Consider the following 14,035-nt stretch of genomic DNA (forward strand, 5'->3'; position numbering starts at 1 on the left):
GCGCAGGGCCAAGTGGCTGAAATTGTTGGCTAGTGTAGAGAGCGGGCGTAGACTGTCAACACCGACCAGATCAAACCAATTGACAACAGAACAACAAATGACCAACCAAGAATTCGATTTACACCATGTGTGGCACCCCTATACCTCTCTCACCCATCCCCTGCCCTGCTATGAAGTGGCCAGTGCCAAGGGGGTGACCCTCACCCTCAACGATGGCCGCGAGCTGGTGGATGGCATGAGCTCCTGGTGGGCCTGTGTGCACGGCTATCAGGTGCCGGAACTGGACGCGGCCGCCACCGCCCAGCTCGGCAAGATGTCCCACGTGATGTTTGGCGGCCTGACCCATGCCCCGGCGGTGGAGCTCTGTCGCAAGCTGGTGGCGATCACTCCAAAGGGGCTGGATCGGGTGTTTCTGGCGGATTCAGGCTCGGTGGCGGTGGAGGTGGCGCTCAAGATGGCCCAGCAGTACTGGCACGCCAAGGGGACGCCTCGCGCCAAGTTCGTTGCCCTGCGCGGTGGCTATCACGGCGACACCTTCGGCGCCATGAGCGTGTGCGACCCGGATGGCGGCATGCACGAGCTCTACCAGGGCTTCCTGCCCGAGCACCATTTCGTGGAAGCCCCCAGCTGCCGTTTCCACGCCGAGTGGGACGAGCGTTGCGTGGTGGAGCTGGCCACCCTGATGGCGGACCATCACGAGGAGATCGCCGCCATCGTGCTCGAACCCATAGTCCAGGGCGCCGGTGGCATGCGCTTCTATCACCCCCGCTACCTGCAGTGGGTGCGCGCCCTGTGCGACGAGTTCGGCGTGCTCTTGATTGCCGACGAGATAGCCACCGGCTTTGGCCGCACCGGCCAGCTGTTTGCCTGCGACTGGGCCGGCATCAGCCCCGACATCATGTGTCTGGGCAAGGCGCTTACCGGCGGCTACCTCACCCTGTCGGCCACGCTCACTACCGAGCATGTGGCTCGCACCGTGTGTGATGGGAAGGCCGGCGTCTTCATGCATGGGCCGACCTTTATGGGCAATCCATTAGCGTGTGCGGTGGCCAACGCCTCCATCGAACTGCTGCTGGCCTCGCCTTGGGCTGAGCGGGTGCGTGCCATCGAGCATCAGCTGCGCACCGAGCTGGTGGAACTGACTCTGCATCCGGCGGTGGCCGACGTGCGGGTGCTCGGCGCCATCGGGGTGGTGGAGATGAAGGAGCGGGTGGACGTGGCGCGCATCCAGCGCAAGTTCGTGGAGCTGGGCGCCTGGATCCGCCCCTTTGGCAAGCTCATCTACCTGATGCCCCCCTTCGTCATCGGCCCGGCACAGTTGACCGTGCTGACCGGCGCCATCGCCGCCGCCATCCACAGCGGCGAGTTCTGAGCCTGACAGGCAGCCCCTGCCGCTCAGGCAGGGTCTTTTGAATCTTTTTCATCATAATGTGAGCAAGACACCAGACCCGGGCCGCCAAGACGCGTAGACTGCGCGGGTTTTACCCAACAGATGTACCGTTCCCATGCGCCTCTCCATTGCTGCCAAAATCAACTTCTTCCTGCTGTTCATCTTCTCCATGGTGCTGGTGTTTTCCGCGGCCTATCAGGCGGTGCGCGAGCGCGACCTCATCCTGACCCTCATCAAGGAGCAGAGCCGCGAGCAGACCGAAGCCTATTTCGATGGGCTCAACATGCTGATGCTGACCAGCAAGATGGAAGCCCGCGATACCCTGCGCGACAAGTTCCTCGAGCACGCCCACGTGGAGGATGCCCGCATCGTGCGCAGCGAGGCGGTGAGCAAGCAGTACGGGGCAGGCCGCGAGCACGAGCAGTCCAAAGACAGGTTCGACGAGCTGGCACTGGCGGGCAAAGGGAGCCTGGAGGTGGTACACGACGGCATGCACAGCAAGCTGGTGGTGACCCGTCCGCTGCTGGCCAAGAAGGATTTTCGCGGCACCGATTGCACCAGCTGCCACCAGGTGCCGGAGAATACCGTGCTGGGAGCGGTGCGCTTTGATTACTCCCTCGACACCCTGTTTACCCGGGTCGAGCAGAACATTCTCACCTCGGCCCTGAGCCTCACCGTCATCTTCGGGCTGGGGCTGCTGCTCACCCTCTGGGTCATCCGTACCTGGATCGTCCGCCCTCTCAACCAGCTGACCCGCTCCATGGAGGAGGCCACCGATCTGCACGACTTCGGCCACCGGCTGGAAGGGGATGAGGGGGATGAGATTGGTCGGGTGGCGCTCGCCTACAACCAGATGCTCGACAGCGTGGAGCGCCAGCTCGGCAAGCGCTCCGCTGGCGAGCAGCCGCGGGCGGAGCAAGCGCCTTCCAGCCGCGACCGCTCCGGGCCGGCAGACTAGCCCAGGTAGTAGAACAGCAGGCTGGCGACGAGGATCAGCAGCAAGATAGCCAGGTGAACCCGCCCCGTGTCCTCCCGCCGCCGGCAGCGCCAACGCTCTGCCAGCAGCACCGCCAGGGTCAGCAGGCAGCATCCCCAGAGCCCGTGCAGCAGCCAGGGGGTGAGCTGGGGATCCCAGCTCTGGCGCACCTTGATCCCGCCATAGACCAGAAAACCGTAGGCCACCTCTGGCCGGGCGAAGTGGTAGAGGGAGAGCAGCACGATAAAGCCGCCCCAGCAGAGGATCACCAGCCCCCGCAACACCCGTGTCAGCCCGTCCGGCCCCCGTCGCCGCTCTTTCACGTCCATCCCCCGTTCCGCTGGCCCGCCAATGAAGTGATTGGCGCCGAAATCCCCCCCAGAGTCCGACATTTTTGCTTGTTTATCAAACCTGCACGGGTAAGATGAACGGCTTAGTCTGCCATGGTGGGCCATCTGTGCCCGGGCCAGACCCCTAGTGTTGCAAATAGCGCTGCAAGAACAAGCTGGAGACAATATTTCGATGACGCACGCATCCGTAGTAGATGTGCTGGCCGGTAAGTATTCGGTCGGCACCACCCTGACAGTGAAAGGGTGGATCCGGACCCGCCGTGATTCCAAGGCGGGGATCTCATTTTTGGCCGTTTCCGATGGCTCCTGTTTCCATCCGGTACAGGCCGTCGTCCCCAATACCCTGGCCAATTACGAGAATGAAGTGCAGCGTCTGACCACAGCTTGCTCCGTCGAAGTGACCGGCACCGTGGTCGAGTCCCAGGGCAGCGGCCAGGCGTTCGAACTGCAGGCCACCGAGGTCAAGGTGGTGGGCTGGGTCGAAGATCCGGACACCTACCCCATGTCCGCCAAGCGCCACAGCATCGAGTACCTGCGCGAGCAGGGCCACCTGCGTGCCCGCACCAACATCGTCGGCGCCGTGACCCGGGTGCGCAACTGCCTCTCCCAGGCCATTCACCGCTTCTTCCACGAACAGGGCTACCTCTGGATCGCGGCCCCGCTCATCACCGCCTCCGACACCGAAGGCGCCGGCGAGATGTTCCGCGTCTCCACCCTGGATCTGGAAAACCTGCCGCGCACCCCGCAAGGCAAGGTGGACTACGACAAGGACTTCTTCGGCAAGGAGACCTTCCTGACCGTATCCGGCCAGCTGAACGTCGAGACCTACGCCTGCGCCCTGTCCAAGGTCTACACCTTCGGGCCGACCTTCCGCGCCGAAAACTCCAACACCAGCCGCCACCTGGCCGAGTTCTGGATGGTGGAGCCGGAAGTGGCCTTCGCCGATCTGGAAGACAACGCCGCGCTGGCCGAAGCCATGCTGAAGTACGTCTTCAACGCCGTGCTGAGCGAGCGCCGCGACGATCTGGAGTTCTTCGCCCAGCACGTGGACAAGGACGCCATCGGCCGTCTGGAGCGCTTCGTCGCCTCCGACTTCGCCCAGATTGACTACACAGACGCCATCGAAGTGCTGAAGAACTGCGGCAAGAGCTTCGAGTTCCCGGTCTCCTGGGGTATCGATCTCTCTTCCGAGCACGAGCGCTACCTGGCCGAAGAGCATTTCAAGTCACCGGTAGTAGTGAAGAACTACCCGAAAGACATCAAGGCCTTCTACATGCGCCTCAACGACGACGGCAAGACCGTTGCCGCCATGGACGTACTGGCCCCGGGTATCGGCGAGATCATCGGCGGCTCCCAGCGTGAAGAGCGTCTCGAGGTGCTGGATGCCCGTCTGGCCGAGATGGGCCTGAACAAGGAAGACTACTGGTGGTACCGCGACCTGCGCCGCTACGGCACTGTGCCGCACTCCGGTTTCGGTCTGGGCTTCGAGCGTCTGGTGGTCTACGTGACCGGCATGGGCAACGTGCGCGACGTGATCCCCTTCCCGCGTACCCCACGCACCGCCGAGTTCTGATTACGGGACTTTGCCGACAAAGCCGACCTCAGGGTCGGCTTTTTGTTGCCCGCTCCCCTGCCACCGGCTTGTCTTGGCCACAATTAATCACTTTTTTTGCAACAAACCGCTCCCCTCGCCTTTTTATCCTGCTACCCTGCCCGCCTTCAAGCTCCATACGATACCACCTGTCACCCATAAAATAACAAAAGGGTTAATACGTGGTTTTTATGGCGTTAAATCAAAAAGCGATGAGTTATTGAAGTACCTCAAATTTTTGCCCCCTTGTGGCAGGCAGAATAACCACTAACCCTTTAGGGCTAAATAAAAAACAGACAATCCCGGTCCATGCGCCCAACACAGCACTTACATGGATTAAATAACGCGAGGTAATGGAATGATCTTGATGGAATTTTTGGTGGTACTCGGCTGCTTGCTGCTGGGTACCCGGTTTGGCGGCATGGGGCTGGGTCTCATCAGCGGCATCGGTCTGTTCCTGCTGACCTTCGTGTTCGGTCTGGTGCCGGGCGAACCGCCGGTGCAGGTGATGCTGACCATACTGGCGGTGATCGGTTGTGCCGCCACCCTGCAGACCGCCGGCGGTCTCAACCTGATGATGCAGGTGGCAGAGCGTCTGCTGCGCCGTCACCCCCAATACATCACCATACTGGCGCCGCTCACCACCTGGACCCTCACCTTCCTGTGCGGTACCGGCCACGTGGTCTACACCATGTTCCCCATCATCGCCGACATCGCGCTGCAGAAGAACATCCGTCCCGAGCGCCCGATGGCGGTGGCCTCCGTCGCCTCCCAGATGGCCATCTGCGCCTCGCCGGTCTCGGTTGCCGTGGTCTCCATGGTCTCCATCCTGGCGGCCGGTCACGGCATCGGTCAGGCCTACGGTCTGCTCGACATCCTGATGATCGCCATCCCCTCCTCCCTGACCGGCGTCATCGTCGCGGCCCTCTGGAGCCTGCGCCGCGGCAAGGATCTGGACAAGGACGAGGAGTTCCAGGCCAAGATCCAGGATCCGGAGCAGCGCGCCTTCATCTATGGCGGCGGTGAAACCCTGCTCAACACCAAGTTCCCGAAAGAGGCCTACTGGTCTACCTGGATCTTCTTCGCCGCCATCGCTGCCGTGGTACTGCTGGGGGCCAACGAAGGTCTGCGTCCGGTCTTCACCATCAAGGACAAAACCGGCCCGCTCTCCATGAACCTGGTGATCCAGATGATGATGCTGATCGCCGGCGCCATCATACTGATGCGCTGCAAGGTCAAGCCGGGCGAGATCGCCAACGGCGCCGTCTTCAAGGCGGGCATGGTCGCCATCTTCTCCGTGTTCGGGGTTGCCTGGATGAGCGAAACCTTCTTCCAGGCCCACATGCCGCTGCTCAAAGAAACCCTGGCCCATGTGGTACAGGCCCAGCCCTGGACCTACGCCCTGGTGCTGTTCCTCATCTCCAAACTGGTAAACAGCCAGGCCGCGGCGCTGACCGCCATCGCCCCCATGGGGCTGGCGCTGGGGGTCGAACCCAAGCTGCTGATCGCCTTCCTGCCGGCCAGCTACGGCTACTTCGTGCTGCCGACCTACCCGAGCGATCTGGCCTGTATCGGTTTCGACCGCTCCGGCACCACCCGCATCGGCAAGTTCATCATCAACCACAGCTTCATCATTCCGGGGCTGATCGGGGTGGTGACCTCCTGCTCGCTGGGCTTCATCCTGACCAGCATACTGCTCTGACGGAGTCGCACCGCGCAATCCGTTCCACAGGCCCCCGCTCGGGGGCCTGTGCTTTTCACTCACCTTCCCGCTTTGCCAACCGCCCGCACTCTGGGTAGCATGACCCCTCTTTTTCTTTGCGGAATCTCCCCCATGTCTCGCGTCATCGTGCTCTGGAGCGGCGGCAAGGATGCCATGCAGGCCCTCTGCCATGCCCGTGAAGCGGGTCATCAGGTGGTGGCACTGGCGACCTTTGCACCTCCCTCGCCCCGCTTTCTGGCCCATCCCCTGTCGCAAGTGCGTCGACAGGCGGCGGCCCTCGGGCTGCCCCACCGGCTGGTCACCATAGAGGCGCCGTTCGATCTCGGTTATGAGCGGGCGCTGACCAAGCTCAAGGATGAGTGGCAACTGGATGGGGTGGTCACCGGTGATATCGACAGCGTGGCCGGCGCGCCGAACTGGATCCGCGAGCGTTGCCGCCCGCTTGGCCTCACCGTCCACACGCCTCTCTGGCAGCAACCCCGCGAGGCGCTGCTGGCGGATCTGCTGGCTCGCGGCATCGTCGCCCACCTCTCCTGCGTCGATACCGATGTGCTGACCCCCGAGTGGGTGGGGCGGGTGCTGGACAAGGGAGCCCTCGCCGAGCTGCAGCAGCTGGCGGCCACCCGGGGCTTCGATGCCTGCGGCGAACAGGGGGAGTATCACACCATGGTGACCGACGGCCCGGGTTTTGCGGCGCCGCTGGTGCTCGGCCGCTGGCAGGTCGCCCGTCAGGAAGGGCTTGCCTATCTGCTGGAGGATGAAGGGTAGCGCGCAGATCCGTTCGACCTGTCTGCACCGGTACAACAGATAAAAAACGGGAGGCGATGGCCTCCCGTTTTGCTTGTCCTTAACGCCGACCTATTTGGCCAGCTTGCCCAGCACCCGCTGCAGCAGGCGGATGCGCGGTTCTATGCTCTCCAGCAGCAGGAACTCCGCCTCCGAGTGGAAGCCGCCGCCCATGGGGCCGAAGCCATCGAGGGACGGCACGCCCGCCGCGGCGGTGAAGTTGGCATCGGAGCCGCCACCGGCCTCCAGCCAGTTGAAGGAGATCCCCTCCTCTTTCGCAGCCGCCTCCACCAGTGCCATCAACGCCTCGGTGTCGCCGCTTGGGCGCATCGCCGGCTTGAAGGTCTGGCGATCCACCTCAACCCGACAGCCCGCAAGGAAGGGGTTGTTGGCCATAAAGGTGAGCCGCTCGTGCACCGCTGCCGCCTCTTCATTGCTCCAGAAGCGCAGATCGACGATCGCCTCGGCAAAGTCCGGCACCACGTTGACGCCGGTGCCGCCCTGTACCACGCCGACATTCATGGTGGTGCCGGTGTCGAGGTTGACCTGCTGGTTGATGGCGAGCACCCAATGAGCGAGCTCGGTAATGGCGGAGATCCCCTCGCTCAGCGCCGAGCCGGCGTGGGAGGCCTTGCCGTGGAAGGTGATGCGGTACTTGGCATTGCCCTTGCGGGCGCTGATGAGATCCCCGTTCGGGCGGGCCGCCTCGGCCACCAGCACGCAGCCGCTCTGTCTGGCCTTCTCTACCAGCCACTCCTTGGACCAGGGGGAGCCTATCTCCTCGTCGCAATTGCAGCAGACCAGCACCTTGAGCCTGGCCAGCACGGCCGGGTCCATCCCCTCGAGGGCATACCAGGTGGAGAGCAGGCCGCTCTTCATGTCCGACACGCCAGGGCCAAAGGCCTGATTGCCTTCCACTTTCAACGGGCGCTTGGCCGCCGTCCCCACCGGGAAGACGGTGTCCATGTGGCCCACCAGCATCACGTCGTAATGGCTGGCGCCGGGGGCATTGGTTGCCTCGAGGCAGGGACCGCACTCGGCGGCGAACTGGTGGCGGGTCACCTGCCAGCCGATGGCCTCATATTTCTCGGTCATGATGTCGGCCACCGTCGCCACCCCGGCCGGGGTGCGGGTACCGCAATCGAGATTGATGAGGGGTGCCAGATCCGCCAGGTAGGCACCCAGAGAAAAAGCGTTGCGAGAGTCTGTCATTGTCATCTCCTGGGACGGGAAGGCACGCCTCCCGTCCGACAGCCGAGTGAAAGGGGCGAACGACCCGTGCCGTCCGCCACCCGCTTACATAAACAGCAGATAGTTGAAGGTCAATGCCGTCACCAGCGCCCCCGCCATGGGCACGCAGGTGCGCTTGACCACCACGAAGGGGGAGACCTTGGCGATGCCCGCACAGGCGATCAGCACCGCCGCAATCGGGGAGACGGTGCGGCCGATGCTGGAGGCGAGCTGCATCGGCAACAGCATGGTCACCGCCGGCACGCCGAACTTGGCCGCCACCGCGGGGGCCAGGGTCGAGAAGCTCAAGAAAGCCGCGTTGCCCGAGCCCATGATGACCGCCGCCACCATGATGAGCCCCACCATCACCAGGGTCATCAGACCGCTGCCGATGCCGGCGTTGCTGGCCGAGTGCAGCAGGGTATCGATGGCACCGATGGCTTTGAGGGATTCGGCAAACAGCTCGGCACAGACAATGAGCGCCACCACGGGGCCGAATACCTTGCCCATGCCGTCGAGGAAGCTGGAGAGCCCGGCAAAGGCGCTGCGCACCGAGCGGGTGCGCAGCAGCTCGCACAACATGCCGATAAAGACCGACAGCAGCATGGCCACCTCCACGCTCATCTTGATGTCGCTCACCAGCAGCTTGGAGAAGGTCATCATCAACACGAAGGGGATGATGGGCAGCAGGCCGTACCAGGTCGGTGCGGGCACCTCGTCTGCCCCTTTCTCGTCCAGCTCGGCGTGCTCGCCCCGATGCTGGGCCGGATCCCAGCCATCCTGGCGGTCACAGTGCCGCTGCCAGAAGAAGTGCAGCACCATGGTCACCAGCAACATGGGGGCCACCAGCCAGATCTGGTAGTCGACGAAATAGCTGGTGGGATCCATACCGGATTGGCCGGCGGAGAAGATGGCATTGGTCTGGGTCGGGCCGATTTCGAACGCCTGGGAGGTGGCGATGACGCCGCAGGCGGAGGCCGGGCTGATGCCGAGGTTGCGCATCACCGGGTACATGGTGACCATGAGCAGCAGGCCAAGGCCGGTGGCGGAGGTGACGAACAGGGAGACGAACACCGCCACCAGGTAGCAGATGGCCAGCATCAGGTAGCTGGACTGGATGCCCGCCACCGGTTTGACTGCCACCCGCACCAGCGCCTGGGAGGCGCCGATATGGGACATGTAGGTGGCAAAGCCGGCCACCGCCATGATGGTGAGGCCGAGGCCCGCCGCCCGGTAGGAGAAGATCCCCTTGAACACCTCGAACAGGTCGAACAGGGCGAAGCCGGTGCTCTTGTCGGCGGGCAGAATGGGGTGCAATCCCAACCAGTAGGCGACAGTGAAGATGGCCATGCCGGCCAGTGCCAGCACCGCCTGCGGGTTGTAATCCTTGACGATGCCGTAGACCACGGCCAGCAGGACGAGCAAGACGAAGACGAGTTCCAAACATTCACTCCTGATAAAATTATCGAGGAGCGAAATCTAGTGGTCTGACCGCGCTTTCCCATTGATCCCTGTCAAGAAAGATGGCTTGACCGCACTTCGATAAAATAAAATGCTACACACTTAACAAAAAACGGTCTTTTAAACTAAAGGCAAACCTTTAGAATCCCTTTGCCACGCGTTCTGGCGAATAACCTCAGGCTTTTTTGCTTTGGATCAACGTCAGGGGCCAGTGAACTGGCCAAGATGCGCAACGACACACAGAGACCGTTTCGCGCCGGAGAGAGTTATGACAGACCGAGCCACCGCAGGCATGACGACCTGCGACTACAAGCTATGGGACATCCTCGTCGAGTCTGCAAAGGAACGCACCACCATTCGTTACTCCAAGCTGGCCAGGCAGGCCGGGCTGGAGAATTGCCAGGATGAGCTGCGCACCCTGCTGCAACGCATCCGCATGTACTGCACCGAGCACCAGTTGCCGATCCTCTCCGCCATCGTGGTGGACGATGTGGGCAAATATACCGGCCTCTCCTCCAGTCTGCCGGACGCCCCCTGGGAGCGGGCCAAGGTGTTTGACTACCAGTGGCCGGTTGCGCCCTGAGTGCTCAGCCCCTCACCATAACGCGCCCACCGGCGCGTTTTGTACTTCTTCGGGCCCCTTTTTCCTGAACCGCAGGCAAAAAAAACCCGCCGAGACGGCGGGTACTAAGCAAGCAACGCTCTGGATGACCAGAGTAAAGAGTTCAGGCTGTCGAATCTTGCCACCTCCGGCACCACGCGAAAGAGGTAACAGGACAACATGGGTTTGCATAAATCGCTGATTTACCCAAGCTTCATGCTGACCATCGACGGGAAATGAGACTAAAGTGAAGGCCCTGCTTAAGGAAATGATTTATTAGTATTCCATTATGCACAGAATGAATTTACGAGGCGTCGACCTCAACCTGCTGGTGGTGCTCAAGGCTCTGCTGGAGGAGCGCAACACCACCAAGGCCGCCGAACGGCTCGCCATGAGCCAGCCGGCCGTCAGCCGGGCACTGGCCCGTTTGCGTCTGCTCTATGACGATCCCCTGCTGATCCGCACTCCCCAGGGCATGGAACCCACCGCCCGGGCGGAAGCCTTGCTGCTGCCGCTGCGGGAGATCCTGCGCGACATCGAGCAGACCTTCAGCCCCCCCGAGCAGCTCGACCCCGCCCAGTTCGAGGGGGTGCTGCGCATCGGGGCCCACACCTATGTGGAGTACGTGATGATGCCGAGCCTGCTGGCCCGGTTGCAGCAGCAGGCGCCCAACCTGCGCATCCACATGGTGCCGCTCAATGCGGACTACGAGAGCCAGCTCGACGAAGGGGTCATCAGCATGGTGATCAGCAAACAGGACGAGGTGCCCGGCCGTTTTCGCCGCATCCCGCTGTTCGAGGACAAGCTGATCTGCGCCGCCCACCGCAGCCACCCGCTGCAGGGCCAGGTGCTGTGCATCGAATCCTTCGCCCAGGCTCAGCACCTGCTGGTCGCCCCCCGCGGCAGCGAAGGGGGCATCGTCGATGATCTGCTGGCCGCCCACGGCATGACCCGGCACACCCCCTTGATAGTGCAGAGCTTTCTGGCGGCCCCCTTCATCCTGCCGTGCGCGCCTCTGCTGCTCACCTCCCCTGCCCGGGTGCTGCGTCCGCTGATGCCGCTGCTGGATCTGGTGGAGTACGAGACCCGCTTCGCCCTGCCCACCTTCGAGGTGAGCCTCATTCGTCATCGTCGCGACGACAACAACGCCATGCTCAACTGGTTCGAATCCGAACTGCACCTCTGGTGTCGCACCCAGAGCGAACTCTGATACCCGCCGGCGCGTCCTGCGCCGGGTACTTTTCCCCTCTTCCCAGGCCCGACCAGCGCCTCGCCTAACCTCCCCCATGCGCATCGGCGTTGCCTTGGGATCGCCACAATGCCAGAATCGGGCCTCTTCTTGATTTCCCGTTTCAGGACTCAAGTTTCGGCTTTCCGGGCCCATGCCCGCAGACAAAGGACTCCCCATGGCCACCACCCTCTATGGCATCAAGAACTGCGACACCATCAAGAAAGCCCGCAAGTGGCTGGAGCAGGCCGGCATCGACTACCGATTTCACGACCACAGGGCCGACGGCCTGAACCCGGCCGACCTCGACCGCTGGCTGAACCAGCTCGGCTGGGAGGCGCTGCTCAACAGCCGCGGCACCACCTTTCGCGCCCTGCCGGACGAAGCCAAGCAGGGGCTCGACACCGCCAAGGCCCGTGCCCTCTTGCTGGAGCACCCGGCCATGATCAAGCGCCCGCTGCTGGACCAAGACGGCGAGCTGACTCTGGGCTTCAAGGCCGATCACTACCAATCCCTCTTCTCTCGTTAAGGAAAAACGATGTCGGATGTCATCGCACTGGCCAAGGATCTGATCCGCCGCCCCTCCGTTACCCCGCTGGATGAAGGGTGCCAGACCCTGATGGCGGAGCGCCTCGCCAAGCTCGGCTTCGTCATCGAGCCCATGGTGTTCGAAGACACCACCAACCTCTGGGCCCGCCGCGGCAGCGAAGGGCCACTGTTCTGCTTCGCCGGCCACACCGACGTGGTGCCCGCCGGCCCGCTGGACAAATGGCATACCCCGCCGTTCGAGCCGACCATCCAGGATGGCGTGCTCTACGGCCGTGGTGCCGCCGACATGAAGGGCTCGCTGGCCGCCATGGTGGTGGCGGTCGAGCGCTTTGTGGCCGAGCATCCGGATCACGCTGGGTCGATTGCCTTTCTCATCACCTCCGACGAGGAGGGGCCCTTCATCAACGGTACCACCCGGGTGATCGACACCCTGGAGGCCCGTAACGAGAAGATCCGTTGGTGCATCGTCGGCGAGCCCTCCTCCACCGCAGTGGTGGGGGACGTGGTGAAGAACGGCCGGCGCGGCTCCATCACCGGCGATCTGCTGGTACGCGGGGTGCAGGGCCATGTCGCCTACCCCCATCTGGCGGACAACCCGATCCACAAGGCGGCCCCGGCGCTGGCCGAGCTCGCCGCCATCGAATGGGATCAGGGCAACGCCTACTTCCCCCCCACCAGCTTCCAGATCGCCAACATCCAGGCGGGCACCGGCGCCTCCAACGTCATTCCCGGCGAACTGCACGTCCAGTTCAACTTCCGCTTCAGCACCGAGCTCACCGATGCCGCGATCCGCGAGCGGGTCGAGGCCCTGCTCGAGCGGCACGGTCTGGATTACCAGATCAAGTGGACCCTCTCCGGCCAGCCCTTCCTCACCGACACCGGCAAGCTGCTGGCGGCGGCGGTCTCTGCCATCGAGGCGGTGAACGGCCAGCAGCCGGCCCTGCTCACCACCGGCGGCACCTCGGACGGGCGCTTTATCGCCCCCACCGGCGCCGAAGTGATCGAGCTGGGCCCGGTCAACGCCACCATCCACAAGGTGAACGAGTGCGTGAAGGCGGACGATCTGGATCTGCTGGCAGACATGTACCAAGGGGTGCTCGCGAGGTTGCTGGCATGACCCAGGATCAGCTACTGGGCCAGGATGAGGGTCACCTCATCCTGGTGGGGCAAGGCCCGCACCGGCTGACGGCCGCCACCGCGGCGGCCTTCAATGACATGCAGGTGGCCGCCGCCCACGCCGGCTTCAACCTGCAGCCCGCCTCCAGCTGGCGCGGCTTCGAGCGCCAGCTCGCCATCTGGAACGGCAAGTGGCGCGGCGAGCGGCCGCTGCTCGATGCCCATAGCCAGCCCATCGACGCCCTGCAACTGAGCGACGAGGAGCGGCTGCACGCCATCCTGCACTGGAGCGCCCTGCCCGGCACCAGCCGTCACCACTGGGGCACCGATCTCGACATCTACGACCCGGACTGTCTGCCCGCCGGTACCAGGCTGGCGCTGGAGCCCTGGGAGTATGAGGAGGGGGGCTGGTTTGCCGACTTGAGCGAGTGGCTGGAGGATCGTATGAACGACTTCGGCTTCTTCCTGCCCTATGCCAAGCCGGCCGATACCGGCAGCGGCGTCGCCTACGAGCCCTGGCACCTCAGCTTTGCGCCTGAGTCCCGCGAGCAGCGGCTCGACCCGGCCGCGCTGGCACTTTGCCTGCAACAGGCGGATATTGAAGGCAAGGCGACCATACTGGCCAACCTCGACGAGATCCTGGCCCGCTATGTCACCCTGGCCACCGACGAAAGGAGTAGCACATGAACCTCTGGCTCTGGATAGGCTTGCCCCTGCTCTTCCTGCTCGGCCTGTTTCTCAACGCCATCAAGGACATGAAGCGACTGGAGAAAGAGCTGCCCCGCTACAAGGACAAGATCCGGGAAGTGAAGGACGACGAGGACGACTGACGACCTCCGTCAGCAGGGGCCCGGCGTGGGCCCCTGCCGTTTGCTGCCCGCTGCGGCGCTCATCTTCCCTCCTGTGTCCGTTTTGTGAACATCATCACGTTGCCGACCTCTCTGATCACCCCGCAGACCCCCTTTTGATGGCCAGAACCCTTCGCAGCAATCGCACTGAAAATGTAAAAAACTGCAAATAAATGCACAATTAAG

Annotated in this window: 14 protein-coding genes; 11 read left to right on the forward strand and 3 right to left on the reverse strand. The window is 63.3% G+C overall.

Annotation, left to right across the window (positions count from 1 at the left end; translation table 11 throughout):
• Positions 1–97 precede the first annotated feature (97 nt).
• Positions 98–1,372: an adenosylmethionine--8-amino-7-oxononanoate transaminase gene (bioA, locus tag CK627_RS18655; protein ID WP_095593084.1), complete on the forward strand. Its 1,275-nt coding sequence runs from the start codon at positions 98–100 to the stop codon at positions 1,370–1,372.
• A gap of 133 nt (positions 1,373–1,505) precedes the next feature.
• Positions 1,506–2,348, forward strand: a complete 843-nt coding sequence (locus CK627_RS18660) for a HAMP domain-containing protein (protein WP_095593085.1) — start codon at positions 1,506–1,508, stop codon at positions 2,346–2,348.
• On the opposite strand, the gene CK627_RS18665 is transcribed toward CK627_RS18660, so the two are convergent.
• A complete protein-coding gene (locus CK627_RS18665) occupies positions 2,345–2,695 on the reverse strand; it encodes a hypothetical protein (protein WP_010634517.1) in 351 nt (116 codons plus the stop codon). The two genes, CK627_RS18660 and CK627_RS18665, sit on opposite strands and share 4 nt — an antisense overlap.
• A gap of 193 nt (positions 2,696–2,888) precedes the next feature.
• Here CK627_RS18665 and asnS point away from each other — a divergent pair, with 193 nt between their 5' ends.
• From asnS to CK627_RS18680, 3 genes are all read left to right on the forward strand, one after another.
• Positions 2,889–4,289 carry an asparagine--tRNA ligase gene (gene asnS / locus CK627_RS18670; RefSeq protein WP_005299016.1) on the forward strand — a complete coding sequence of 467 codons (1,401 nt, stop codon included), beginning with the start codon at positions 2,889–2,891 and terminating at the stop codon, positions 4,287–4,289.
• Positions 4,290–4,665: 376 nt separating this feature from the next.
• Complete coding sequence (locus CK627_RS18675; protein ID WP_005299013.1) at positions 4,666–6,009, forward strand: anaerobic C4-dicarboxylate transporter; 1,344 nt, start codon at positions 4,666–4,668, stop codon at positions 6,007–6,009.
• A gap of 132 nt (positions 6,010–6,141) precedes the next feature.
• Entirely contained in the window at positions 6,142–6,798 is a 657-nt protein-coding gene (locus tag CK627_RS18680) for a Dph6-related ATP pyrophosphatase (protein ID WP_095593086.1), read from the forward strand.
• Between the two features lie 90 nt (positions 6,799–6,888).
• Here CK627_RS18680 and CK627_RS18685 read toward each other — a convergent pair whose 3' ends face one another.
• Together CK627_RS18685 and dcuC are read right to left on the reverse strand one after the other, a co-directional pair.
• Positions 6,889–8,028: a M20 family metallopeptidase gene (locus CK627_RS18685; RefSeq protein WP_017779577.1), complete on the reverse strand. Its 1,140-nt coding sequence runs from the start codon at positions 8,026–8,028 to the stop codon at positions 6,889–6,891.
• Between the two features lie 84 nt (positions 8,029–8,112).
• On the reverse strand, positions 8,113–9,489 hold the full coding sequence (gene dcuC / locus CK627_RS18690; protein WP_017779578.1) for a C4-dicarboxylate transporter DcuC: 1,377 nt from the start codon (positions 9,487–9,489) through the stop codon (positions 8,113–8,115).
• Between the two features lie 286 nt (positions 9,490–9,775).
• Here dcuC and CK627_RS18695 point away from each other — a divergent pair, with 286 nt between their 5' ends.
• The 6 genes from CK627_RS18695 (at position 9,776) to CK627_RS18720 (ending at position 13,831) form a co-directional block, all read left to right on the forward strand.
• Positions 9,776–10,090, forward strand: a complete 315-nt coding sequence (locus CK627_RS18695) for a hypothetical protein (RefSeq protein WP_005298999.1) — start codon at positions 9,776–9,778, stop codon at positions 10,088–10,090.
• A gap of 316 nt (positions 10,091–10,406) precedes the next feature.
• On the forward strand, positions 10,407–11,318 hold the full coding sequence (locus CK627_RS18700; protein ID WP_017783426.1) for a LysR family transcriptional regulator: 912 nt from the start codon (positions 10,407–10,409) through the stop codon (positions 11,316–11,318).
• A gap of 196 nt (positions 11,319–11,514) precedes the next feature.
• Positions 11,515–11,865: an ArsC family reductase gene (locus CK627_RS18705; protein WP_017779579.1), complete on the forward strand. Its 351-nt coding sequence runs from the start codon at positions 11,515–11,517 to the stop codon at positions 11,863–11,865.
• A gap of 9 nt (positions 11,866–11,874) precedes the next feature.
• Positions 11,875–13,002 (forward strand): succinyl-diaminopimelate desuccinylase, encoded by a 1,128-nt coding sequence (gene dapE, locus CK627_RS18710; RefSeq protein ID WP_010634523.1) that lies wholly within the window; start codon positions 11,875–11,877, stop codon positions 13,000–13,002.
• Positions 12,999–13,688, forward strand: coding sequence for a M15 family metallopeptidase (locus CK627_RS18715; RefSeq protein WP_095593087.1), 690 nt, complete (start codon positions 12,999–13,001; stop codon positions 13,686–13,688). The genes dapE and CK627_RS18715 overlap by 4 nt, the downstream gene beginning before the upstream one ends.
• On the forward strand, positions 13,685–13,831 hold the full coding sequence (locus CK627_RS18720; protein WP_005298986.1) for a hypothetical protein: 147 nt from the start codon (positions 13,685–13,687) through the stop codon (positions 13,829–13,831). Before CK627_RS18715 ends, CK627_RS18720 begins: the two co-directional genes overlap by 4 nt.
• Positions 13,832–14,035 lie beyond the last annotated feature (204 nt).

The organism is Aeromonas dhakensis (assembly GCF_002285935.1).
GTDB classification, from domain to species: Bacteria; Pseudomonadota; Gammaproteobacteria; order Enterobacterales; family Aeromonadaceae; genus Aeromonas; species Aeromonas dhakensis.

Excerpts from the sequence above, each read along its gene's own strand:
- CK627_RS18685 (WP_017779577.1), bottom strand. The coding sequence starts at position 8,028 with ATGACAGACTCTCGCAACGCTTTTTCTCTGGGTGCCTACCTGGCGGAT.
- dapE (WP_010634523.1), top strand. The coding sequence starts at position 11,875 with ATGTCGGATGTCATCGCACTGGCCAAGGATCTGATCCGCCGCCCCTCC.
- CK627_RS18700 (WP_017783426.1), top strand. The coding sequence starts at position 10,407 with ATGAATTTACGAGGCGTCGACCTCAACCTGCTGGTGGTGCTCAAGGCT.
- asnS (WP_005299016.1), top strand. The coding sequence starts at position 2,889 with ATGACGCACGCATCCGTAGTAGATGTGCTGGCCGGTAAGTATTCGGTC.
- bioA (WP_095593084.1), top strand. The coding sequence starts at position 98 with ATGACCAACCAAGAATTCGATTTACACCATGTGTGGCACCCCTATACC.
- CK627_RS18680 (WP_095593086.1), top strand. The coding sequence starts at position 6,142 with ATGTCTCGCGTCATCGTGCTCTGGAGCGGCGGCAAGGATGCCATGCAG.
- CK627_RS18660 (WP_095593085.1), top strand. The coding sequence starts at position 1,506 with ATGCGCCTCTCCATTGCTGCCAAAATCAACTTCTTCCTGCTGTTCATC.
- CK627_RS18675 (WP_005299013.1), top strand. The coding sequence starts at position 4,666 with ATGATCTTGATGGAATTTTTGGTGGTACTCGGCTGCTTGCTGCTGGGT.
- CK627_RS18705 (WP_017779579.1), top strand. The coding sequence starts at position 11,515 with ATGGCCACCACCCTCTATGGCATCAAGAACTGCGACACCATCAAGAAA.
- CK627_RS18695 (WP_005298999.1), top strand. The coding sequence starts at position 9,776 with ATGACAGACCGAGCCACCGCAGGCATGACGACCTGCGACTACAAGCTA.
- CK627_RS18720 (WP_005298986.1), top strand. The coding sequence starts at position 13,685 with ATGAACCTCTGGCTCTGGATAGGCTTGCCCCTGCTCTTCCTGCTCGGC.
- CK627_RS18665 (WP_010634517.1), bottom strand. The coding sequence starts at position 2,695 with ATGGACGTGAAAGAGCGGCGACGGGGGCCGGACGGGCTGACACGGGTG.
- CK627_RS18715 (WP_095593087.1), top strand. The coding sequence starts at position 12,999 with ATGACCCAGGATCAGCTACTGGGCCAGGATGAGGGTCACCTCATCCTG.